The sequence below is a fragment of the Saccharopolyspora hattusasensis genome (assembly GCF_050972075.1).
Classification (GTDB): Bacteria; Actinomycetota; Actinomycetes; order Mycobacteriales; family Pseudonocardiaceae; genus Saccharopolyspora; species Saccharopolyspora hattusasensis.
Window position 1 is genome coordinate 3,653,789 of record NZ_JBPCDC010000001.1, and the last position, 21,746, is coordinate 3,675,534.

Sequence of the window (21,746 nt, forward strand, 5' to 3'; positions counted from 1 at the left end):
CCGCTGCTGGCCGAGCGCGATTGTGCGTTCCGCCAGGCATTCCAAGACCAAGTCGTCCAGTTCGGCCCGCGCCGCGAGGTCCACCGCCGGTTCGATCCGGTCCGTCCCCGGCGAATCCGGCTCCGCCCCCGATGCTCATCACAGCACCCCCGTGACCAGTGCGACCGCGGTCATCACCAGTGTCGTGCAGAACGCCCACCCGAAGATGAACCGCTGGTGGTCGCCGAGGTCGACCTTGCTCATCCCGAGCAGGATGAACGTCGAGGCGGTCAGCGGGCTGAGCGGGAAGCCGGTGGTCATCTGACCGAGGATCGCGGCGCGTCCGATCGCGGCCGGGTCACCGCCGAGCGCGGACGTCGTCTCGGCCAGCACCGGGACCACGCCGTAGTCGAACGCGTCCGGAGTGAACACCAGGCTGAACGGCATGCTGGTGATCGCGGTGGCCACCGGCAGCAGCCCGGCGGCGGAGTCCGGGACGATCGACACGAGACTCTCGGCCATCGCCTTGATCATCCCGGTGCCGGTGAGGATTCCAGTGAACACCCCCGGCTGCGAAGATCACCGCGATGACCAGCACCACGTTGTAGGCATGCTTGGTCAGCAACTCCTGCTGCCCCGACCAGGTCGGCCGGTTGACCAGCAGCGGCGCCAGGAAAGCGAGCAGGAAGAGCACTTCCAGGTCCGCGAGCTGGGTCAGCAGGCACACCACGAGCGCCAACGTCAGGATCACGTTGATCCAGAACCGCACCCGGTCCGCGCCGGTCGGCCGGACCCGGTCTTCGACGGCCACCTCGATGACGCCGAGCCGCTTCCGCTCCGCGCGGCCGATCAGGTAGGCCGCCACCAGCACCCAGAGGATCCCGGCCACCATCGCGGGCAGCACCGGTACGAACAGCCGGCCGCTGTCGAGGTTCAGCACGGCCATCGCGCGGGCCGTCGGGCCGCCCCACGGGACCATGTTCATCACGCCCGCCGCCAGGCAGATGACCCCGGTCAGCACGATGCGCCGCATGCCCAACCGCTGGTAGATCGGCAGCAGCGCGGACACGGTGATCAGGAAGGTCGAGGCACCGTCGCCGTCGAGCGCGACGAGCAGCGTCAACAACGCGGTGCCGACCGTGATCTTCAGCGGATCGCCGCCGGCCCAGCGCAGGATGCGGGTCACGGCGGGGTCGAACAGCCCGGTGTCGACATCAGGCCGAAATACAGCATCGCGAACGTGATCATGATGGCCACCGGCGCGACGGTGACCAGCCCGTCGGCGATCAGCGGGCCGAGCCGGCCGCCGAAGCCGGTGGCGAGCGCGGCCGCGATCGGCACCAGGGTGAGTGCGAAGAGCACCGAGACGCGACGGGACAGGGCCAGGGCCAGGGCCAGGGCCAGGGCCAGGAAGAGTCCGATGGTCAGGAATCCACTTGCGGCGAGCATGCAGTACCTCCGAAGAAATTAATGCGCCGTGAGCATGGATCTGACGCTTCAACAGCTCCGACTGGTGCTCGCGATGCATGACGCCGGGAGCTTCACGCTCGCCGGCGAGCAGCTGCACCTGGCGCAGTCCTCGATGGGCCGCACGGTCCGCGAGGTGAAGACGCAAGCTCGGCATCACGCTGTTCGAGCGCACCACGCGGAACTGATCACCGCGCCGGACGGCCGCGAGTTCTGTCGGGTGGCGCGGCGCATGGTCGAAGCCTTCGACGCCGGGATCAACCACTTCGAGGGGTTTCCTGGCCGGCAGCCGCGGCCGGGTGCGGATCGCGGCGCTGGCGTCGCTGGCGGCGATACTGCTGCCGCCCGTGGTCTCCGCCTACCGCGCGGAGCAACCCCAAGGTCGAACTGCCCATCGAGGACGACATGTCCGACGGGGTGCTGCGGCGGGTCCGCACCGGCGCGGTCGACCTGGCCGTCACAGTGGTGCCCGAACCACTTCCGGACCTGCAGGTCCAGCCGATCGCCGCCGACCGGTTCTGTTGCGTTTTCCCGCCGTCGCACCCCTTCGCCGGACGCCGTCGGCTCGACTCGGCGGAACTGGCCGACCAGCCGCACGTCGCCTTCGAACCCAGCAGCTGCATCCGGCAGCGCGCCGAACAGGCCTTCGCGACCGCCCGGGTTCACCCGGACCTGGTGCTGGAATCGCGCAACATCACCACCATCGCCGGGCTCGTCGCGGCCGGGCTCGGCGTGGCCGTGATGCCTGGGCTGGTGCTGCCGATCGTCCGGTTCGCCGGCCTGGAGCACCAGGCGTTGGGCCGGCCCGAGATCAGCCGGCGCATCGCGGTGGTCCGCGATCCGAACCGTCCCCTCGCCGCGGCATCGGAGGCGTTCATGACCGCGATCGGCCGGACCCAGCGCTCCGCCGACCCCCTGGCCCCGGAAACGACCTGGCTCTGACGGCGAGCGCCGAAGGCTCCGACGGCGAATCCGCGCGACCAAAGCGGTCATCGGCCTTGCGCCCGTTGGCGTAGCGGATCAGGAGGGCTTGACCGCCCGGTGGACCGCCACGACGCCGCTGGTGAGGTTGCGCCACTGCACGCCGGTCCAGCCGGACTCGGCGATCAGCTCCGCGAGCTCGCGCTGGTCCGGCCAATCGCGGATGGATTCCGCGAGGTAGACGTAGGCGTCCGGGTTTGACGACACCGAGCGGGCGATCGGCGGCAGCGCCCGCATCAGGTAGTTCAGGTAGATCGTCCGGAACGGCTGCCAGGTGGGGGTCGAGAACTCGCACACCACCAGCCGACCGCCGGGGCGCACCACCCTGAGCATCTCCCGCAGGCCAGCAGCCGTGTCTGCGAGGTTCCGCAGCCCGAACGAGATCGTCGCGGCGTCGAAGGCATCGTCGGCGAACGGCAGCCGGAGCGCGTCCGCCGCCACCATCGGCACCCCTCGGTTTCGGCCGACCGACAGCATGCCCAGCGAAAAGTCCGCGGCCACGCACCACGCGCCGGAGCGGGCGAACTCCACCGTCGACACGCCGCTGCCGGCCGCCAGGTCGAGCACCCGCTCGCCGGGCTTGGGTGCCAAGGCCCGCCGGGTCACGTCCCGCCACCGCCGGTCCTGCCCGAAGGACAGCACCGTGTTGGTCAGGTCGTACCTGCGCGCGACGCCGTCGAACATCGCGGCGACCTCGCGAGGGTTCTTGTCCAAACCGGCCCTAGACACAGCCGAAGCGTACGTGGCGGGACCGCCAAGATCACCATCACGCCCGTCGAATCCGCATCGCGGAAGTCATGCTCCTTTTCGATCGTCGGAACCCGGCCCCGCGGATCACCTCTCGGTGGCAACTGGATCCGCAGGCATTCCCGGAACGCCCGCTTCCCGGGGTGGGACTCCCGCTGTCCCGTCCGGCGGAATCCGACGCGCTCGTAGAAGCGCCGGGCAGCAAGGTTCGCGTCGAAGACGCGCAGCGTCACAGAGGTGGCGCCGTCTGCCCGCGACCACGACAGGACCGCGTCGACCAAGGCTTCCGCGACGCCCTTGCCGCGCCACTCGGGGGCGACCCACATCGCTTCGAGCAGGTGCTCCGTGCTCCCCCGAGGTCCGAGCCGGCACCGCAGCGACCACCCCCACCGCCGCCGTCCCGGACCAAGCCAGGAACCACGGGCCGCGGGCGAGCCGCGCCCGCCAGAACTCCATCGGCTCCGCCCGCTCCCGGTCCAAAGTGGACCCGAAGGCATCCGGGTCGGCCGCGAGTGCGTGCAGCCTCGCCTCCCGCAAAGCGTTCAGTTCGCTGTCGATCGCTCGCCGCACCAAGACCATGGAACCCATGATGAGCGGTAGAGGCGTTCAGGTACCAGCGATTTTTCCTTGCCGGATAAGCAAGTTCGCCCGATCGAGGCGCACGTGGTTTCAGGGATCGATCCGGTGAGCAGCGGTAGCTGTTCCGAAGTCAGGCCGGAGCCCGGAAAGCCGAACTCCCGCAAGAGCCGCCACGCAGCGCGAAGGGGTCAAGCGGCCAACGGCTCCACGCGGGTCGTCACGTCGGCATAGTGCCCGATCAGCTGTTGGCACAGCGCGGGCCAGGTCCGCCCGGCGACCGCTACGCGCGCCGCTTCGCCGAACCGCTCCCGCACCGCCGGATCTTGCAACGCCGTGACAGCGGTGTGCAGGGCATCAGCGTGCACAGCGGGATCGGCTGCGGGCAGCAGGTAACCGGTGCGGCCGTGGTCGACGAGATCCCGGGGGCCGCCCGCGTCCGGGGCGATGACCGGGACGCCCGAAGCCATTGCCTCCTGCACCGCCTGGCAGAACGTCTCGTGCGGCCCGGTGTGCACGAAAACGTCGAGGCTCGCGTAGATCCGCGCCAACTCATCCCCGGTCCGCTGCCCCAGGAACACCGCACCTGGCAACGCCGCGCTGAGATTCTGGCGTTCAGGCCCGTCACCCACGACGACAAGCCGCACGCCCGGCATCCCGCCCAGCGCTGCCAACCTTTCGATGCGTTTCTCCGGAGCCAACCGCCCCACGTACCCGACGAGCAACTCACCGTTCGGCGCCAACTCGCCGCGCAAGCCCGAATCCCGGTGCTGCGGCGAGAAACGCGTTGTGTCCACGCCCCGCCCCCACCGGTGCACCCGTGGAACGCCGCGCTCCAGCAGCATGTCCACGGCCCAAGTCGACGGCGCGAGCGTCCGGTCGGCGGCACGGTGCAAGCGGCGGATCCAGCGCCACGCGGCTCGCGCGGTCAGGCCCAAGCCGTACGACTCGGCGAAGCCCGCGACGTCGGTCTGGTACACCGCGACGGTCGGGACACCGAGCCGCCTCGCGGCGGCCAGGCCGCGCGCCCCGACGATGAACGGCGACGCGAGGTGCACGACATCCGGGCGGAATTCCTGCAACCCGCGCAGCAACCGCCGCGTCGGGAAGCCGATCGGCAATGACGAAACCAGCGGCAGATCCACCGCGGGCAGCCGGATCACCGGGAAGCCCGCGTACTCCTCCGGGCCCGCTCCTGGGGCGATCACCAGTGCCGCGTCGCCCCGACGGCGCAAGTGCTCCAGCACCCGGAGCACGGAATTCGTCACCCCGTTGATCTGCGGCAGGAAGCTCTCGGTCACGATCGCTATGCGCACGCCGAAAACCGTGACGCCCCGGACCGGCGAACAGTCGACCGCAACGTGACGGCATCGCCAACGCCAACCGAAGACCGCGCCAACTCGTCAGGCGGCGCGCAATCGTGACCTGCCCCTCCACAACCGGTCACCTGAGCGTTGCGCTCCGGTTACCCGCCGCACGGAGCCTGGGACGGCATGACGGTCCTGCCTTCCCCGCCCGCGCAGATCGATCCCGCCCTGGTGTCGCGGGCATTCGAGGTCGCCGGCCGACTCGCGAACGACGCCGCAGACGTGATCATCGCGACCGCGGGCCGGGGAGCGCGCCCCGAGCCCACCGAGTCGCCGTTCGACTGGGTCACCGACACCGGCCGCACCCTGGAACGCCACACCCGGCGGATCCTCGCCGACGAATTCCCCGGAATCCCGGTGTTCGGCGAGGAATTCGACGCAGCGCCCACCACGATCGCCGAGCACTGGGCCGCCCGCGCCGGTGCCGCGAGATTCCGCTGGTCGGTCGACCCGGTCGACGGCACCGCCAACTACGTCGCGGGCCTGCCCTGGTGCGCCTACAGCCTCGCCATGCTCGACGAGCACGGCCCGGTGGTCGGGGTGGTCGCCGACCCGTACCGCACGCAGATCTACGCCGCGGCGCGCGGCCGTGGCATGCGCGCCAACGGCACGCCCGTGCGGTTGCCCGTACCGGGCGAGGCGCGCGGGGGCATCGTGTGCACGGAACTGACCAAGGACGGGCCGTGGCACGGCATGGACCGGTTCATCACCAATGCCGCGAGCGCCCAGGTCGGGGTTCGATTACTGGGCTCCCCGGCGCTGGCGATCACCCAGGTCGCCCTCGGCCACGCGGTCGCGGCGGTGCTGGACTCCTATCAGGAATGGGACGTCGCCGGAGCGCTCGCGCTGGCCACCGAAGCCGGTGCCACCGTGCTGGACCGCCGGGGCAACGCAACCGCGCTCCCGCTGGACGGGTTGCTGGTGGCCGCCCCCGGCGTCGCCGCCGACGTGCACGACTGGTGGCGGCAGGCGTTCGGGCCGAGCTGACCCTTAGGCGGCCCGAACCAGCGCGCGGGCCGGAGCCGAACCCGGCTTCGGGCCGAACACCGCCGACATCGGCCGCAGCAGCGGGAACTGCTCGCGCAGCACCGCCACCTGCTCGTGGACCCGGCTGAGATCGGGTGCTGCGACCAGCTCCACGACCGTCTCCAACACGTGATCGGTGACCATGCTGAACCTGGTCGCGGCGTCATCGAGCTGGCTCTGCACCCGGCGCACAACTCCGTCGTCCCGCGGCTCGGTGCCCGCCAGACCTCGCCCCACCTCGGAAAGCGCGCGAATGTTCGGCAATTCCGCATCCATCCGCCGAACGACCGTCTGCAACTGATGGCGGGCCTGCGTGGAGGACACCGCGTCGACGGCGCGGGCGGCTCGGTACACCGCCTGCTCGCACCGCTGGACCTCTTGCAACCACTTGTCAGGCAAGGGTGACGGAGACAAACCGGGCGGCGCAGCAGGGCGCGCGGCGGCGGGCGCGGTTCTCACTCTCCGGGCGCAGACAACGGCGAGCATCACTCCTGCCCCGCACGCCCCGGCGATCAGCGCGACCAGAACTTGCACCCAGATTCCGTCCATGTCGAGTTGTGTCCTTCCACTTGGCCGCAGAGGCATTCGAAACCGGTGTCCCGCCCCTGGGCACCGATCGGACGATGTCGACCGAACCGAAGTTCCCGAGCGCCCCCCAGGAATCACTCTGCGCCCGCCGAGCCCCGAAGTTCTTGGGGGAAAGTACTCAATCTGATCACGTGTGCCGCGACTCTCTCCCGTTCGGCCCGGCCGATCATGGCTGTGCGGCGGATCTTGCCAGGTACTGCATTTCGGCGAGCAGGAACTCCAGCCCGCCGGTGTGCACCCCGTCCCGGCCACCGGGTCGGACGAACCCACCGAACTCCACAGGGTCCGGCCGTTGAAGGCGGGCCACCGAGAACACTTCGTCGAGCACCCCGCTCACGTCGCCGCGCACGTCCGCCGGATCCGCCCCGCAGCCGGCGTCCGCCAACCGCGCCTCGACCGGGTGCGGGACGAACAGCTCGCCGGTCATCGGCCACACCCGCTGGAACCCAGCCGCCATGAGCCGGGATGAACTGGTGCCGCCATCGCCGAGGCGGATCACCCACTGGGCGGCGTGGTCCCGGTGCCGCGTCAGCTCCGCGAGCGACCGCGCCGCCAAGGTGGCCAGCACCGCGTCCCGGCTCCGCGCCAGCCGTTCGAACACCGCGACCCTCCAAGCGGCGAACAGCAGCAGCCGCGCGACTGTCGCCGAGAAATCCCCGACCTGGCCAGGCCCGCAGTCGATCTCGACCAGGCGGACGTTGCGGAATTCCTCGGACGTCCGCAGGTAGGCGAGGCTGTCCTCGTCCCGCCCCGCACCTTCCACCTCGCCCGCGCGGTGCAGCAGGATCCTGGCCTGCCCCAACAGGTCGAGCGCGATCGCGCCGATCGCGGCAGCCTCTTCCAGTTCCGGGGCGCGAATTCCCCACTCGGACAACCGGTGCGACAGGATCAGCGCATCGTCGCCGAGCATCAGGCAGTACTGCGAGAGGTCCGAAGTGGCCACGCCATCCGGAACCGATCTATCCACAGTGGTCATCGAAGGTGCGCCGAGCACCCACTGCTGCACATCCGACGCACCGGACTGCACTTCAGGCATGTTCATGGCGACCTCGCAGACGCGAGACGGCGGCCGGCAGGAACGGATGGGCCGCTACCCCCACCCCGGCTCCACAACGGTCGTGCGAACCCGCCGCCAGCCCCCTTCCAGCGGGAATTCAGTGTCACACCGCCCGACCGAGTTAGGGAAGCCTGATCAGCGGTACAAGGGCACAACGACTCATCGCGCAGTCGGCCGCCGCAGCAGCCAGTACACCGGCAGCAGAACCGCCCAAACCACGGCGAGCGAACTGGACACCGGTAGCAGCGACAAGACCGCGTTGCGCCCGGCGACCCGGACCAGGTCCGGGTTCCGCGAGTCGTACTCGACCCGGACCAGCTGGCCGGCCTGCAGGTCGGCCGGGTACAGCACGCCGTTCGGCGGGATGTAGACGCGGCCCTCGTCGGTGTTGAAACGCACCACGGTCCGGGTCAGCGAGGTGTCCACCACCTCGGCCACCGCTTCGCCCTTGGACTCCTCGATGGTCCGATCGTTGATGAAGCACGCCCCGATGATGGACAGCCCCATTACGGTCAGCAGCAGGCCGAGCACCAGCACGCCCCGGCGGGCACGCATCCGCCCCCGGCGACGGGTCGGCACCGCCACCGGCTGGTCACCGTCCGTGCTGGAATCGGTCACCGAGTCGGCCGCGTTCTGCGCCACCGCTTCGCTCGCCACGGTGACCGATTGTAGGCATCCCGCCATCGGCGAGTCGCAGGCCTTCGGTGCCGCCCACCGCTTCGGGGGCGGCGCATACCCTCCATGAGTGGCGAATACACCCCGGCTGCCGACGGCGCGAACCCGACGGCTCGAACCAGACGACCCTCGATACGACCGTCCCCTGTTAGAGTTGCTTCCCGCAGCCGGCGTGCTCAGCTGGGTCCGCGACGGCTCCGGGCTCGTCGGCTGGGGCTGCGCGGCCCGCCTCGACGTTTCCGGTCGCGACCGCTTTAGCCAGGCCGACGCCTGGTGGCGAGAGCTTTGTCACCAGTTCGAGGTCGAAGACTCGGTGGGGCTGCCCGGCTGCGGGCCGGTGGCGTTCGCCAGCCTGGCCTTCGCCGACGAGCCCGGGGATTCGGTGCTGATCGTCCCCGAGGTCGTCATCGGACAACGCGACGGGGTGCGCTGGATCACCACGATCGGCGATGGCTCCGCCCAGCCGCAGCAGCCCGAGCCCGTGCACCCGCCCGGCACCGTGTCCTACAGCGACGGGCAACTCTCCGCGACCGGTTACCGCCAGGCCGTGGCCGAGGCGGTGCGCCGCATGCAGGAAACCGGCGATCTCGACAAGATCGTGCTCTCCCACGACCTGCTGGCCAGCACCTCGGAACCGCTCGACGCGCGGTACCTGCTGCACAACCTCGCCGCCCGGTACCCGACCTGCTGGACGTTCGCGGTGGACGGTCTCCTCGGCGCCACCCCGGAGCTGCTGCTCGAACGCATGGGATACGAAGTGCGGTCCCGGGTGCTCGCCGGCACGGTCTGGCCCCGCGAGGGGCACACCGCCGAACAACTCGCCGCCGAACTGCTGGCGTCCGCCAAGAACCGAAGCGAACACGCCTACGCGGCGGAGTCGTTGGCTGTCCGACTCCGCCCCTTCTGCAGTGATCTCACTGTGCCGGACGCGCCGGAGGTCCTCCAGCTGCGCAACGTCCTGCACCTCGCGACGAACGTCGAGGGCAAGCTCAGCGAAAGCAACGCGACCACCGGCCCCGCAACGCTGTTGCGCATGGTCGCCGCGGTGCACCCCACGGCTGCAGTCGGGGGAACACCGACCGATGACGCGGTGCTGGCGATCGGCGAGCTGGAAGGGATGGACCGGGGGCGCTACGCGGGCCCGGTCGGCTGGCTGGACGGCAGCGGCAGCGGCGAGTTCGCCATAGCCCTCCGCTGCGCCCAAGTTGAAGCGGCCGCCACGCCCGGCGTCGAGGCCGGGCGTGGCGGCGGCAAGGTGCGGCTGTTCGCGGGGTGCGGAATCGTCCCTGATTCCGACCCCGACCTCGAGGTCGCGGAAGCGGAAGCGAAGCTGCTCCCAATCCGCGAGGCCCTCGAAGGCGTCCGCTAGCGCGAACCGCTCACTAGTGCTCGTGCAGCAGGGCGTGCGTGCGGTCGAGCTCCGCCACGGCCTTCGGTGGCGCCATCATGACGTGGTTCGCGCGCGGCGGTACCCCGGTCGCTTCGCCGACCGGCGGCTTGCCGTTGGTGAACAACCAGGTGTTGAACAGCTCGTCGAGCTGCTTGCCGGAGCGCCGCTCGGCGAGCGCGATGAACTCCTCGATCGTGCCGGTGGAGTAGCGCTTCTCCGACACCCAGGTCCGGACGATGTCCTGCAGGAGCGCGTCTCCGACCACGTTGCGCAAGGCTTGCACGGTCATCGCGCCGCGGTCGTACACCGCGTCGTCGAACACGGCCCCCGCACCGGGATCACCCGGCAGGACCTGCCAGAACGGGTCGTCGGCCGGGTACAGCCCGTAGTAGTAGTCGAAGAGTTCCTGCGCGGTTCCGGTGCCCTGCTTCTCCGACCAGAGCCACTCCGCGTAGGACGCGAAGCCCTCGTTCAGCCAGATGTTGCGCCAGGTGTCCACCGACACCGAGTCGCCGAACCACTGGTGCGCGTTCTCGTGCACCACCACTGAGGTGTTGGCGCCGTTCCGGAAGAACTTGTGACTGTAGGTCGGCCGGGTCTGGTTCTCCAGCGCGAAGCTCATCCCCTCGGATGAGACCAGTCCGCCCTGCGCCTCGAACGGGTACTCGCCGAGCAACCCACTCAGGAACTCCACGACCTCCGGGGTGCGTTCGACGCTGGCCTTCGCCGCGCCCTCGAACTCGCCGAGGTTGTCGGAGTAAGCGCTGACGAACGGCTGCCCGAACGCGCCGGTCTTGGTGCTGATCCCGTACTGCCCGACGCCGATGAACGCCAGGTAGGTGGCGGTCGGTTTCGTCGTGCGCCACTGCCAGGTCGTCCAGCCCGCCAGGCTGGAGCTCTTGGTGTTCACGCCGTTGGACACCACCTCGGTGCCGTCCGGAACGGCGACCGAGACGTCGAAGGTCGCCTTGTCCCTGGGGTGGTCGTTGCTCGGGAACCACCAGGCCGCGATCTCCGGTTCGCCGACCGCGAGCGCACCGTCGGAAGTGCGGATCCACGGCTTGAGGCCGTCCACCTCGACCGTCGACGGCACGCCCTCGTACTCGACGACGAAGGTCGCGAGGCTTCCCTCGGGCAACGTCACCGGCGGCGTCACCGTCAGTTCCGTGCCGACCTGCGAGAACTGCGCGGGCACCCCGTTGACCCGCACCGACTTGGTGGTCAGCGCGAAGTCCAGGTTGAACGCGGTCAGGTTCTGCGTCGGTTTCGCGACGATCGTCGTGGTGCCCTGCAGATGGTCGTCCGCGGGCTGGTAATGCACCTGGATGTCGTAGTGGGAGACGTCGTACCCACCGTTCCCGTAACCCGGGAAGTAGTCGTCACCCGCGCCCGGCGCCCCCGGTCCGTCGCTGCCGGCCAACGCCGGTGTGGCGAGCAAAGCCGTCGCGCAGCACGCCGCCGCCGTGGCTCGCAGGCCGTGTCGTCGAAACACCTGCCACCTCCTCCGAACTTCTTGGTCCGGTAGGAGAATAAGGAAGCTCCTATCTACCAGGCATGTTTTCGAATCATCGTTTTTTCCCACTGTGCAGGGGAAAACCGCGAACGCAGGCACCAAAACCACCGACGGCTGCCGCACGACCGCCCCGATCGTCGGAGAAACAACCACCTTTCGAGCGACATCGGCGCACCGGTGACGCCAAACCAAACGTGTGACGCCGCCCGCCCGAACGACGGGACCAAACCGAATTCCCGGACGTTGTGATCAACCGGGCACGGCCGAAAAGGCCGCGCTAGTCGGCTGTTTGGGAAGTCGATCCGGCGTTCGTCCTCGAAGCGGCATTGGACACCATCGGCAGCCCCTGATCACGGCGGCTCCGGATCGATCTTCTTACCGCTGCAAGAGGGAGGCGCACCAGAGTCCGTCTTCATGATCAACATAGTTGTGTGCGCTTGCGGACACCAGTCGTTCACGAAGAGCTCAAAGGGCCAGGACGGCTGGATATCCGGCGCCGTTGCCACGGCTCCGCCGGATCGCCACCACGCACCCGGCCACGATATCCCGCGGTCAGGCGGCATGCCGAGCCGTCAGCCGACCAGGGCAGACCGAACCGCAGTCAGCAATCGCTGGTGTACCGCACGCAATTTGGCGCGATCCGCCCGCACCTCGACGACCCGCAATCCCGGCCGCCACTGCAGGGCAGCGGTGAACTCGGAACGCTCCCGCACCAGCACGTGCTCGATGCCGTGCGCCGCGCAGAGCTTGCCGATGCCGGTTCCGTGCGGTGTCGCGAAGACCCGCTCGAAGGCGTCCCGGTGCTCGGGGCTTCCGTGTTCCAGCAAGGCGAAGATGCCGCCGCCGTCGTCGTTCAACACCACGATCGTCAGATCGGGCCGCTGTTCGTACGGTCCGAGCATCAGGCCGTTGCTGTCGTGCAGGAAAGTCAGGTCACCCAGGAGCGCGTAGGCCGGGCGGCCGTGCGCGGCCGCGGCGCCGATCGCCGTCGACACCATGCCGTCGATCCCAGCCACACCCCGGTTGCGGTGCACGACCACATCGGGCCGTTGGCGCGCGGCCAACGCCACGTCGCGGCTCGGGTTCGACGAACCCAGAACCAGCAGGGCGTGCTCGGGCAACATGTCCACGACCTCGCGCGCCACGGCGGCACCGCTCGGCCAACGCTCCAGGTCAAGAGCCGCGTGCAGCGCCTCGGACGCCTTCTGGTCGGCGTGCTGCCACGCGGTGAGCCAGTTGGGATCGGCGTGTCCCGGCGCAGCGCCGAAAGTCGCCGCGACCTCCCGCAAGTTATGCGCCGGTGCAGCCCAGTCCACCCCACCGTGCGCGAGCAGCACTTCCACGTCGGTGTCCGCCAGCAATCGTTGGACCTGCCGGAACACCGTCGGGCGGCCGACGCACAACACCTGTTCTGGCCGGTGGTCCCGCATGAACTCGGGCAGGTTCAGCAGCCACATCCCGGTGCTGATCACTGCCGAGCCGCCTAAGCCCACACCGCCGGACTCGGACAGCACCGGCCAGCCGTGACGATCGCCCCATTCGTTGGCGCTCTCGACACCCCAGTCGGCGACCAGCACGAGGCCGCGTCGAGCGTGCACTTGCGACAGTTCAGTCGGCGCGCTGCCTCGTTGGGAGACCTCCGTCCACCGGGCGTCGCCCGGGCGTCCGGTCAGCGGCTCGCACCACTGGTCGTCGCCGTCGGGCGCCAGCGGCTCCCGGAACGGGATGTTCAGGTGCACCGGGCCGCCCCGCGTTCCATCGGCCGCGACGTGCCAGGCGCGACACACCTGGCTTCGCCAGTACGCGTTCTGCCCCGGGCGGCTCTCGGCGACGGCGAGCTCGTCGAACATCCGGACCTCGGCACCGAACAGCCGGTGCTGATCGATGGTCTGGTTGGCGCCCGCTGCGCGCAGCTCCGGCGGGCGATCCGCGGTCAGCACGATCAGCGGGACACCCGAGTGGTATGCCTCACTCACCGCCGGGTGCAGATTCGTCGCGGCGGTACCCGATGTGCAGACGACCGCCACCGGCAACTGCATCCGCGCCGCCAACCCCAACGCGAGAAAACCCGCGCTGCGCTCGTCGATGCGTACGTGCAGCCGCAACCGCGCTTCGTGTGCGGCTCGGTGCAGCGCGTAAGACAGCGGTGCGTTGCGTGATCCCGGGGAGAGGACCACCTGCCGCACCCCGTTGCGGACGAGCTCGTCGACGATGACCTCAGCCTGGGCCGTGGACGGATTCAACCGATCACCTCTGAACATCGCTCGGCGAACGCCAGCCGAGGGAGCCATGGTCCCCCTCGCCGTCGTCCCCAAGCGCCGGGTTGCTGCGGGGAGGCCCCCGCCCCGAGCGCTTGCTGCGCCTATTGTCCCAGGTGTGCAGAATCCCCGTGTCTCTGAGCTGTTCGATCCGGCTTCGTGGGAGCCCGTGGCGGGCTTCGACTTCACCGACATCACGTATCACCGCTGCGTCGAGGACGGCCCCGGGAATGGCACCGTGCGCATCGCGTTCGACCGCCCGGACGTCCGCAACGCCTTCCGCCCGCACACCGTCGACGAGCTGTACCGAGCCCTGGACCACGCACGCATGACAAGCGACGTCGGCTGCGTGCTGATCACCGGAAACGGCCCGTCCACCAAGGACGGCGGCTGGGCCTTCTGCTCCGGCGGCGATCAACGAATCCGCGGTCGTTCCGGGTACCAGTACGCCGACGGCGAGACCGCCGATTCGGTCGACCCGGCCCGCGCCGGGCGGCTGCACATCCTCGAAGTGCAGCGGCTGATCCGGTTCATGCCGAAGATCGTCATCGCGGTCGTACCGGGCTGGGCCGCCGGCGGCGGGCACAGCCTGCACGTCGTGTGCGATCTCACCATCGCCAGCGCCGAGCACGCCCGCTTCAAGCAGACCGACGCCGACGTCGGCAGCTTCGACGGCGGATTCGGCTCGGCCTACCTCGCCCGCCAGGTAGGCCAGAAGTTCGCCCGGGAGATCTTCTTCCTCGGACGCCCCTACACCGCCGAGCAGGCTCACCAGATGGGCATGGTCAACGTCGTCGTCCCGCACGACGAACTGGAGGCCACCGCGCTGCAGTGGTCCCGCGAGATCAACGGCAAGTCGCCGACTGCGCAGCGCATGCTCAAGTACGCGTTCAACGCCATCGACGACGGGCTGGTCGGCCAGCAACTGTTCGCCGGTGAGACCACCCGCCTCGCCTACATGACCGACGAAGCCGTCGAAGGACGCGACTCGTTTCTGCAGAAGCGGACCCCGGACTGGTCCGCCTTCCCCTGGTACTTCTGAGTCGTCGGGATCGGTTCCGGGCGGTTTCGCACCGCTTTTCCCGGCACGAAACCGGTCCTGCCCGCCATCGCCTGCCGGCCATCGGCCTAAGAGGTCCACCAGCAGGTCGGCCGGGCACACCAGCACGATCAGAACCATCATTTTCGGCTCCCTTCCAAGCGCGTACCAATTTCATCGGCCGGAAATTCGAACACTTGATCGCTAGAACAGGTGATCGAGTGTCGAAGTTCTCGCCGAGGTGGCGCAGCCTGTGGGGCCGGTGCTCGCCGACAATGGGCAGATGCCGAAAGCCCGCGACCTGCAGCCGCTTCCGGTGCCACCCGGCACCGGCGCTTTGGACGTGCTGCCCGCGTTGACGCGGGCACTGGACGGCGACGGCCCGGCCCTGCTGCCGGTCGCCACAGGAAACGCGGAGGAAGCCCAGCGGCTCGTCGCAGCCCTCGCCGACGGCTCGCCGCTGGCCGGTGCCGAAGACCACCCCGACGACCCAACCGCGCTGGTCATCGCCACTTCAGGCTCCACCGGCACGCCGAAGGGCGTGCTGCTCCCGGTATCGGCGCTGCGCGCCTCCGCCGAAGCCACCCACCGCCGCCTCGGCGGCCCCGGCCACTGGCTGCTGGCGATGCCCGCGCACCACGTCGCGGGCATCCAGGTCCTGGTCCGGGCACTGCTGGCGGGAACCAGCCCGCACGCCGCCGATACTTACGCCGGGTTCCGCCCCGACCGGTTCGCCGAGGCCGCCAGCCAGGTGCTCGCCGCGGACGGCCCGCACTACACGGCCCTGGTGCCCACCCAGCTGGCCCGGCTGCTCGACGCGGGCGGCGATGGCCTTGCCACGCTACGGAAATTCGACGCGGTGCTGCTCGGCGGCGCGGCCACCCCACCAGCCTTGCTGCGGCGGGCCCGGGACTGCGGAATCGGCGTCACCACGACGTACGGGATGAGCGAGACCTCGGGCGGCTGCGTTTACGACGGGCAGCCGCTGGATCTCGCGAAGGTCCAAATCGACGGCGAGACCGGGCCGATCCGCCTGGCCGGACCGATGCTGGCCAGGGGTTATCGGCACCAGCCAGACGCGGTGGCGTTCACCGACGGCTGGTTCCGCACCGGCGACCTGGGCCGCTGGCGAGGCGACCGGCTGGAGGTGCTGGGCCGCACCGACGACATGATCGTCACCGGCGGGGTGAACGTCGCGCCGCTGGCGGTCGAGCGGGTTCTCACCGAGCAGGACGGGGTCCGCGAGGCATGCGTGCTCGGCGTGCCGGACCAGGAATGGGGCCAGGCAGTGGTCGCGGCGGTCGTCCCGGCGGACCCGGGGGATCCGCCGGCTCCGCACGTCCTCCGCACCGCGGTCCGCGAGCGCCTCGGCGCGGCCGCCACGCCGAAGCGCGTCGCTTTCCTCGCGGAGTTGCCGCTGCGTGGGCCCGGAAAGCCGGACCGACGCGCGTTGGCCGCCCGGCTCGATTCCTGACTCTGGCGGGGAGGCTCTCGCCGACGGCCCGCACGGGTGCGCGAAGATGGCTTCCATGGCGACTGTCGCTCAATGGATCGAAGGCGCTCGCATCCGCACCTTCCCGAATGCGATCGCACCAGTGCTCGCCGGCACCGGCGCAGCGGCGGGGATCGACAAGTTCGACCCCGTGATCGCGGTTCTAGCGCTCATCGTCTCCATGCTGCTGATCATCGGGGTGAACTTCGCCAACGACTACTCCGACGGCATCCGCGGCACCGACGACGACCGGGTCGGGCCGTTCCGCCTCGTCGGCTCGGGTTCGGCGAGGCCGGCCGGGGTGCGCATGGCGGCCTGGACCTGCTTCGGGCTCGCGGCGGTCGCCGGCCTCGGCGCGGTGGTCCTAAGTGGACAATGGTGGCTGCTGGCCATCGGCGCGCTCTGCATCGCCGGAGCCTGGTACTACACCGGCGGCACGCGCCCCTACGGCTACGCGGGCCTGGGCGAGATCGCCGTGTTCGTCTTCTTCGGCCTGGTCGCCGTCCTGGGCACCATGTACGTGCAGGCCGGCACGATCTCCGGCTCCGGCGTCGGCGCCGCGGTGGGTATCGGCTCGCTGTCCAGTGCGGTCCTGGTCGCCAACAACCTCCGCGACATTCCGTCCGACCGGGTCACCGGCAAGCGCACCCTCGCAGTGATGCTGGGCGACCGCGACACTCGCACGCTCTACGTCGCGCTGACGCTTATCCCGTTCCTGATCACGGTCCTGATCGGGCTGCGCAATTCCTGGGCGCTGCTCGGGTTCCTCGCGCTGCCGCTGCTCATCGTCCCGCTGCGCGCGGTGGCCGGCGGCTCGCAGGGACGCGCCTTGATCCCGGCGCTGCGCGACACCGGCTTCGCCATGCTGGCCTGGTCGATCCTCACCGCCCTCGCCATGGCCTTCGGCTGATTGCGGCTGTGCCCCGCCGGACGAAGCGGGGCACAACTCAAGTCCCCGCAGCGATGCGCGCGACCGTCATCGAGCCGTGGTCGGCATTTCCGCACGCCCAACGGAGCCACCCGCCCCGGAACCAGGTCACACCACGACTGCGGCGAGCACGTATTGCGCGATGTGCTGGGCTTTCTCGCACTGGTCGGTACCCACGTCGCTCGCCGTCACAGCGACCTGCAGCGTTGCGCCCGCCACACCGGCGAAGACGGTGCAGTCGTTCGCGTGCATGGTCCGCGTCCCGCGGACGGTACCCAGATCCACCTCGTCGCGACCGAGCTTCGCGAAACCCTCCGGTTGGGCACCGATCACCACGGAACGCGCGCCGGAACGGGCCTGGAAGGTGCAACCGCGCACCGGCGGATCGAACCCGACTTCCCGCGCGACACCGCTTTCCACCGGGAACGCCAGCGCGCTCAGCTCCTCCTGGTCGACCAGCCCGCAGAGCTGGTCGACAGGCAGGTCTGCCAGCCGTTTCCGCTGTTCGGGCGGCACGTTCCGGGTGATCGACGGCACCGCGGATTCCGTCGTGGAATGCTCCGCCGAAGCGGTCTGCGTCGTCGGTGCGGCGGTCGGCGGAGCCTGCTCGCCGGGCGTGCAGCCGGCCACCGTTCCGAGCAGTGCGACCGCGGAAAGCCAACCCCAACGCCTCACCGACACACCAACCTTCCTGCGTGGGCTCCGCGCTCAGTCTGCCCGGAACTCGCCGGTGGCGTGGAAGTGGTCCAGGACCTTGGTCGGCACGATCAGGTCCAGGCCGCGCTCGGCGACCCATTCGTCGTCGTAGTAAGTGTGCGAGTAGCGCTCCCCGCCGTCGCAGAGCAGCGTCACGATGCTCCCGCTGCGGCCCTTCCGGATCATCTCCGACATCAGGCCGAACACGCCCCACAGGCTCGTCCCAGTGGAGCCGCCGACGCGCCGCCCCAGAACTTTTTCGACCCAGCGGATCGTGGCGATCGATGCCGCGTCCGGCACTTTGATCATCCGGTCGATCGCCTGGCCGACGAACGACGGCTCCACCCGCGGCCGCCCAATGCCCTCGATCAGCGACCCGGAGTCGCTGGTGCGCGTCGGATCGCTGTCCCGCCAGGCGTCGAAGAACACCGAGTGCTCGGGGTCCACGACGGCCAGTTGCGTGTTGTGCCTGCGGTAGCGCAGATAGCGCCCGATCGTCGCGCTGGTGCCGCCGGTGCCCGCACCGACCACCACCCACGCCGGTTCGGCGTGCGGTTCCAGCGCGAGCTGCTCGAAGATCGACTCGGCGATGTTGTTGTTGCCACGCCAGTCGGTGGCCCGCTCGGCGTTCGTGAACTGGTCCATGAAGTGGCCGCCGAGCTCGGTGGCCAACCTGCGGGACTCGGTGTAGATCGCGCCTGGCTCGTCCACGAAGTGGCACCGGCCGCCCTGCCACTCGATGAGCGACACCTTCTCGCGGCTGGTGGATCGGGGCATCACGGCAATGAACGGCAACCCCAGCAGGCGTGCGAAGTAGGCCTCGGAAACCGCCGTGGAGCCCGACGAGGCCTCGATGACCGGCGTGTTTTCCGTCACCCAACCGTTGCAGATCGCGTACAGGAACAGCGATCTGGCCAACCGGTGCTTGAGCGAACCAGTCGGATGTGTTGACTCATCCTTGAGGTAAAGATCGACGCCCCACTCTGCGGGCAGCGGAAATCGCAGCAGATGGGTGTCCGCGCTGCGGTTCGCGTCGGCCTCGATGATGCGGACCGCTTCGCTGGTCCAGCTGCGCGTTCGGGTGCAGGAACGGTCGATTTGAGTGCTGTCGGTCACTGGGCTTCCGAGGTTCTCTCGCCGCGCAGCTGCGCGCGGAGCTCTTCTCGGCGCTCCCGGCGTTCGGCCGCACGTTCCGCCATGCCGACGGCGACCCTGCGGCGAAGCCGACCGAACACGAGCATCGACAACGGCATCACGACCACGACGGACACCGCGAGCGCGACCAGGGCGGGAACGTGCACCAGCATCAACACTGCGGCCACCGCGGCCACCATTCCCAACCTGGCGACGGTGTAGAGCACGATGTCGCGCGCGAGATTCGGCTTCGAGCCCTGGGCCACGGTTCCGACTTCTTGCTGTTCCTGCACGTCATCCAGGGTAGAGCAAGCAGGGCGGCGCCCCGTGGGACCCCGCCCGAAGCGCCGTTTTCGTCCCTTACCTTCCCTTTACCTAAACCCAAATGTTCGAGTACCTGACCATCGAGGTGTCAGGATGCGACCGGAATGCCCGAAAAACCACTACTCGCAACGTGGAGGTCACCTGTGACCGCGACGACCCAGCAGCCTCGCCAGAACGGTCAGGAGCAGCTCCTCACCCCCGGTGAGGTCGCCGCGCTCTTCCGGGTCGATCCCAAGACCGTGACCCGGTGGGCGACCGCCGGCCGGATCGGCTCCATCCGGACCCCCGGCGGCCACCGCCGCTTCCGCGAGTCCGAGGTCCGCACCCTGCTGGCCGAGCTGACCAACGACGTCAACCGGTCTGCCTGAGCGGCGATCGGTGCGGCCCGGCGCCTCGGCCGCCGGATAGCACCCCGCCACCGGAGATCTGAAGATCGCCGGCGGTCCCGGCGACCGCCGATCCAGGTGACGCCTCGCCCACCACGCGAGGCGCCACCTGGATCCACCCTTGGCAGTGCCACCTGCGACGACGACAACCGCACCCGGGATTGGCTAATCTCGAAGCGGAACAGTTGGAGGTGGCCACGATGATCTACGTCCTGGCAGCGATCGGTGCGCTCACCGTCGTCGTGCTGATGTGGAAGGCCTTCGGCCCCCAGGCGAGCGGGGCGGCCGGGCGACGTCCCCGGCAGGCCCCCATCGCTCCGGACGACGACCCCGAGTTCCTGCGTCGGCTCGGCGAACAGCAGCGCAAGCCGCGATCTGGAGAGGACGACTGAGCGTGCCGTTGATGTGGGCGGCAGTGCCCACACCAACGCGACATCAGCCCCGGTTGCGGCCCAGGGCGTGCGGGAAGTCGTCGGCCACGATCGCGGCCAGTTCAAGCAGCGCCATCCGGGTGGGCGCGTCGAGCCGATCCAGCTCCACTTCCGCACCTTCTTCCAGGTGCGGGTCGAACGGGATCTTCGAAACCGCGCGGCAGCGAGCCGCGAAGTGCGCGGCCACCTTGTCCACGTCGACCTTGCCGGACCCCGGGCGCACGGAGTTGATCACTGCGACGGACCGGGACACCAGGTCGCCGTAGCCGTGCGCGTCCAGCCAGTCCAATGTGGCCGAAGCGCTGCGCGCCCCGTCGATCGAGCTGGACGACACGATGACCAGCGAGTCCGCCATGTCGAGCACGCCCTTCATCGCGGAGTGCATCAGGCCGGTGCCGCAGTCGGTCAGCACCACGTTGTAGAAGTGCTCAAGCAGCGTGACGGTGCGCCGGTAGTCGTCTTCGCTGAACGCCTCGGAAACGGCCGGATCCTGTTCGCTGGCGAGGACCTCCAGTCGGCTCGGCCCCTGCGAGGTGTAAGAGCGGACGTCGCTGTACTTGCGGATCCGGTGCGCGTCACGCAGCAGGTGCCGCACGGTCGCGGTGGTTTCGAGCGGGATCTTCTGGCTCAGCGTGCCGCGGTCCGGGTTCGCGTCGACGGCGATCACCCGGTCGCCGCGCAGCGACGAGAAGGTGGAGCCGAGCGTCGCGGTGGCCGTGGTCTTGCCGACACCGCCCTTGAGGCTCAGCATCGCGATCTTGTAACAGCCCTGCAGCGGCTGGTTGATCCGGGTGATCAGCTCGCGGCGTTGCCGATCGGCCGGCCCCTCGCCGAGGTTCACGCTCTTCCCGCTGGCCAGGTAGACGGCCTTGCGCCAACCCGATTGGGGTGACCGTTTGGTCGGCCGGAGCAGCTGAGCGGACGAGAGGTCCTGGCCGAATGGCTGATCCCCGGCGCCGCTGGACGGGGCAGCCTGGGGGTATGACGAAAACGACTGCTGCGGGCCCGGTTGCGGCCCGCCCTGCGGGTTCTGCGGCGCGTACGGGTGCGCAGGGAAGGGCTGATCGCCCGCGCTCGGATTCGGCCCGGACTGTCCACCTGACACCGGCGCGTACGGCCCGGACTGCCCTCCGGGAACTGGCGGCGGCAACGGTCCGGACTGCCCTCCGGAAACTGGCGGCAACGGTCCGGAGGGTCCACCGGAAACCGAGTAGGGACCCGACTGCGCTCCGGGCACCGGGTGCGGACCCGAGGTGTTCGGCTGCTGCTGCGGACCGGCGGCCGGCCCCGGTGGGAACTGCTGCGGGCCGGACTGGTTCGGGTCGGCGTACTGCGGCGGCGCTGCGGCGCCGCTCGGCGCACCGCCCAGGTAGTACGGCTGCGGCGCGTCGCCCATCGAGGAAGTCCCGGACTGCTCGGGCTGCGACGTGTCCGTGTAGGACGGTGTCGGCTGCTCGTCCGCCGGGCGCGGTTGCCCCGGCGACGCCGTGGGCTCGACGTACTGACCGTCCGGAGCCGACGCGGCGCCGTTGCCCGTGGTTTGCGGCTCGGCGACCGCACCGTCGGCCTGCGTGGAGGCGGTACCCGTCTCGCGCCGCGCTCCGGGCTCTTCGTACTGACCGGTCACCGTTGCCGTCCCTCCAACAATCGAGTCGGGCCCTGCCGGACCGAATCGAGATCTCCCCGTCTCCG

24 protein-coding genes (1 of these 24 cut by a window edge) are annotated in these 21,746 nt (G+C 69.7%); 8 read left to right on the forward strand and 16 right to left on the reverse strand.

What is annotated here, in order from left to right; all coding sequences use genetic code 11:
• The 4 genes in view from ACRXBZ_RS16870 to ACRXBZ_RS16885 are tightly spaced (at most 54 nt apart) and all read right to left on the reverse strand, a layout consistent with a single transcriptional unit that may run on beyond the window.
• Positions 1–84 carry the 5' end (the start) of an acyclic terpene utilization AtuA family protein gene (locus tag ACRXBZ_RS16870; protein WP_433879897.1) on the reverse strand. It extends 345 nt beyond the left edge of the window, so only the first 84 of its 429 coding nucleotides appear in the window; the start codon lies at positions 82–84; the stop codon falls past the left edge of the window.
• A gap of 54 nt (positions 85–138) precedes the next feature.
• Positions 139–411 carry a hypothetical protein gene (locus ACRXBZ_RS16875; protein ID WP_433879898.1) on the reverse strand — a complete coding sequence of 91 codons (273 nt, stop codon included), beginning with the start codon at positions 409–411 and terminating at the stop codon, positions 139–141.
• Positions 338–1,165, reverse strand: a complete 828-nt coding sequence (locus tag ACRXBZ_RS16880) for an SLC13 family permease (protein ID WP_433879899.1) — start codon at positions 1,163–1,165, stop codon at positions 338–340. The genes ACRXBZ_RS16875 and ACRXBZ_RS16880 overlap by 74 nt, the downstream gene beginning before the upstream one ends.
• On the reverse strand, positions 1,162–1,428 hold the full coding sequence (locus ACRXBZ_RS16885; protein WP_433879900.1) for a hypothetical protein: 267 nt from the start codon (positions 1,426–1,428) through the stop codon (positions 1,162–1,164). The genes ACRXBZ_RS16880 and ACRXBZ_RS16885 overlap by 4 nt, the downstream gene beginning before the upstream one ends.
• A 423-nt stretch (positions 1,429–1,851) precedes the next feature.
• On the opposite strand from ACRXBZ_RS16885, the gene ACRXBZ_RS16890 reads away from it, so the two are divergent.
• Positions 1,852–2,388 carry a LysR substrate-binding domain-containing protein gene (locus ACRXBZ_RS16890; protein ID WP_433879901.1) on the forward strand — a complete coding sequence of 179 codons (537 nt, stop codon included), beginning with the start codon at positions 1,852–1,854 and terminating at the stop codon, positions 2,386–2,388.
• Between the two features lie 78 nt (positions 2,389–2,466).
• On the opposite strand, the gene ACRXBZ_RS16895 is transcribed toward ACRXBZ_RS16890, so the two are convergent.
• The 3 genes from ACRXBZ_RS16895 to ACRXBZ_RS16905 form a co-directional block, all read right to left on the reverse strand.
• Positions 2,467–3,156 carry a demethylmenaquinone methyltransferase gene (locus tag ACRXBZ_RS16895; protein ID WP_433879902.1) on the reverse strand — a complete coding sequence of 230 codons (690 nt, stop codon included), beginning with the start codon at positions 3,154–3,156 and terminating at the stop codon, positions 2,467–2,469.
• The gene (locus ACRXBZ_RS16900) at positions 3,078–3,671 is read right to left on the reverse strand and encodes a GNAT family N-acetyltransferase (RefSeq protein ID WP_433879903.1); all 594 of its coding nucleotides are present in this window, start codon (positions 3,669–3,671) and stop codon (positions 3,078–3,080) included. The genes ACRXBZ_RS16895 and ACRXBZ_RS16900 overlap by 79 nt, the downstream gene beginning before the upstream one ends.
• A gap of 270 nt (positions 3,672–3,941) precedes the next feature.
• A complete protein-coding gene (locus ACRXBZ_RS16905) occupies positions 3,942–5,066 on the reverse strand; it encodes a glycosyltransferase family 4 protein (RefSeq protein ID WP_433879904.1) in 1,125 nt (374 codons plus the stop codon).
• Between the two features lie 177 nt (positions 5,067–5,243).
• On the opposite strand from ACRXBZ_RS16905, the gene ACRXBZ_RS16910 reads away from it, so the two are divergent.
• Complete coding sequence (locus ACRXBZ_RS16910) at positions 5,244–6,104, forward strand: inositol monophosphatase family protein (protein ID WP_433879905.1); 861 nt, start codon at positions 5,244–5,246, stop codon at positions 6,102–6,104.
• Between the two features lie 3 nt (positions 6,105–6,107).
• Here ACRXBZ_RS16910 and ACRXBZ_RS16915 read toward each other — a convergent pair whose 3' ends face one another.
• The 3 genes from ACRXBZ_RS16915 to ACRXBZ_RS16925 form a co-directional block, all read right to left on the reverse strand.
• Complete coding sequence (locus tag ACRXBZ_RS16915; protein ID WP_433879906.1) at positions 6,108–6,692, reverse strand: hypothetical protein; 585 nt, start codon at positions 6,690–6,692, stop codon at positions 6,108–6,110.
• 205 nt (positions 6,693–6,897) lie between these two features.
• The gene (paaC, locus tag ACRXBZ_RS16920) at positions 6,898–7,773 is read right to left on the reverse strand and encodes a 1,2-phenylacetyl-CoA epoxidase subunit PaaC (RefSeq protein WP_433879907.1); all 876 of its coding nucleotides are present in this window, start codon (positions 7,771–7,773) and stop codon (positions 6,898–6,900) included.
• A 174-nt stretch (positions 7,774–7,947) separates the two neighbouring features.
• Positions 7,948–8,430 (reverse strand): DUF3592 domain-containing protein, encoded by a 483-nt coding sequence (locus ACRXBZ_RS16925; protein WP_433879908.1) that lies wholly within the window; start codon positions 8,428–8,430, stop codon positions 7,948–7,950.
• 205 nt (positions 8,431–8,635) lie between these two features.
• Between ACRXBZ_RS16925 and ACRXBZ_RS16930 the strand changes: the two genes are divergently transcribed.
• Positions 8,636–9,832: an isochorismate synthase gene (locus tag ACRXBZ_RS16930; protein WP_433879909.1), complete on the forward strand. Its 1,197-nt coding sequence runs from the start codon at positions 8,636–8,638 to the stop codon at positions 9,830–9,832.
• A gap of 13 nt (positions 9,833–9,845) precedes the next feature.
• Here the strand turns inward: ACRXBZ_RS16930 and ACRXBZ_RS16935 are convergent, their stop codons facing one another.
• Together ACRXBZ_RS16935 and menD are read right to left on the reverse strand one after the other, a co-directional pair.
• Positions 9,846–11,345 carry a M1 family metallopeptidase gene (locus ACRXBZ_RS16935; RefSeq protein WP_433879910.1) on the reverse strand — a complete coding sequence of 500 codons (1,500 nt, stop codon included), beginning with the start codon at positions 11,343–11,345 and terminating at the stop codon, positions 9,846–9,848.
• A 593-nt stretch (positions 11,346–11,938) separates the two neighbouring features.
• Positions 11,939–13,609 (reverse strand): 2-succinyl-5-enolpyruvyl-6-hydroxy-3-cyclohexene-1-carboxylic-acid synthase, encoded by a 1,671-nt coding sequence (menD, locus tag ACRXBZ_RS16940; protein ID WP_433879911.1) that lies wholly within the window; start codon positions 13,607–13,609, stop codon positions 11,939–11,941.
• Positions 13,610–13,742: 133 nt separating this feature from the next.
• Here menD and ACRXBZ_RS16945 point away from each other — a divergent pair, with 133 nt between their 5' ends.
• The 3 genes from ACRXBZ_RS16945 (at position 13,743) to ACRXBZ_RS16955 (ending at position 17,065) form a co-directional block, all read left to right on the forward strand.
• Positions 13,743–14,666: a 1,4-dihydroxy-2-naphthoyl-CoA synthase gene (locus tag ACRXBZ_RS16945; RefSeq protein WP_168585572.1), complete on the forward strand. Its 924-nt coding sequence runs from the start codon at positions 13,743–13,745 to the stop codon at positions 14,664–14,666.
• Between the two features lie 280 nt (positions 14,667–14,946).
• Complete coding sequence (menE, locus tag ACRXBZ_RS16950; protein WP_433883902.1) at positions 14,947–16,137, forward strand: o-succinylbenzoate--CoA ligase; 1,191 nt, start codon at positions 14,947–14,949, stop codon at positions 16,135–16,137.
• Positions 16,138–16,192: 55 nt separating this feature from the next.
• Positions 16,193–17,065: a 1,4-dihydroxy-2-naphthoate polyprenyltransferase gene (locus ACRXBZ_RS16955; RefSeq protein ID WP_433879912.1), complete on the forward strand. Its 873-nt coding sequence runs from the start codon at positions 16,193–16,195 to the stop codon at positions 17,063–17,065.
• 126 nt (positions 17,066–17,191) lie between these two features.
• Here ACRXBZ_RS16955 and ACRXBZ_RS16960 read toward each other — a convergent pair whose 3' ends face one another.
• From ACRXBZ_RS16960 to ACRXBZ_RS16970, 3 genes are read right to left on the reverse strand one after another with little or no spacing between them, the layout of a single operon-like run.
• Positions 17,192–17,758: a DUF3558 family protein gene (locus ACRXBZ_RS16960; RefSeq protein WP_433879913.1), complete on the reverse strand. Its 567-nt coding sequence runs from the start codon at positions 17,756–17,758 to the stop codon at positions 17,192–17,194.
• A 33-nt stretch (positions 17,759–17,791) separates the two neighbouring features.
• Positions 17,792–18,895, reverse strand: a complete 1,104-nt coding sequence (gene cds1 / locus ACRXBZ_RS16965; RefSeq protein ID WP_433879914.1) for an L-cysteine desulfhydrase Cds1 — start codon at positions 18,893–18,895, stop codon at positions 17,792–17,794.
• Positions 18,892–19,206: a DUF4229 domain-containing protein gene (locus ACRXBZ_RS16970; protein WP_433879915.1), complete on the reverse strand. Its 315-nt coding sequence runs from the start codon at positions 19,204–19,206 to the stop codon at positions 18,892–18,894. Before ACRXBZ_RS16970 ends, cds1 begins: the two co-directional genes overlap by 4 nt.
• Before the next feature lie 174 nt (positions 19,207–19,380).
• Here ACRXBZ_RS16970 and ACRXBZ_RS16975 point away from each other — a divergent pair, with 174 nt between their 5' ends.
• Both ACRXBZ_RS16975 and ACRXBZ_RS16980 read left to right on the forward strand, forming a co-directional pair.
• Positions 19,381–19,605 carry a BldC family transcriptional regulator gene (locus ACRXBZ_RS16975; protein WP_168585575.1) on the forward strand — a complete coding sequence of 75 codons (225 nt, stop codon included), beginning with the start codon at positions 19,381–19,383 and terminating at the stop codon, positions 19,603–19,605.
• Positions 19,606–19,823: 218 nt separating this feature from the next.
• Positions 19,824–20,015 (forward strand): hypothetical protein, encoded by a 192-nt coding sequence (locus ACRXBZ_RS16980; protein WP_190820593.1) that lies wholly within the window; start codon positions 19,824–19,826, stop codon positions 20,013–20,015.
• 43 nt (positions 20,016–20,058) lie between these two features.
• Here ACRXBZ_RS16980 and ACRXBZ_RS16985 read toward each other — a convergent pair whose 3' ends face one another.
• Positions 20,059–21,681 carry a MinD/ParA family ATP-binding protein gene (locus tag ACRXBZ_RS16985; RefSeq protein ID WP_433879916.1) on the reverse strand — a complete coding sequence of 541 codons (1,623 nt, stop codon included), beginning with the start codon at positions 21,679–21,681 and terminating at the stop codon, positions 20,059–20,061.
• Between the last annotated feature and the right edge of the window lie 65 nt (positions 21,682–21,746).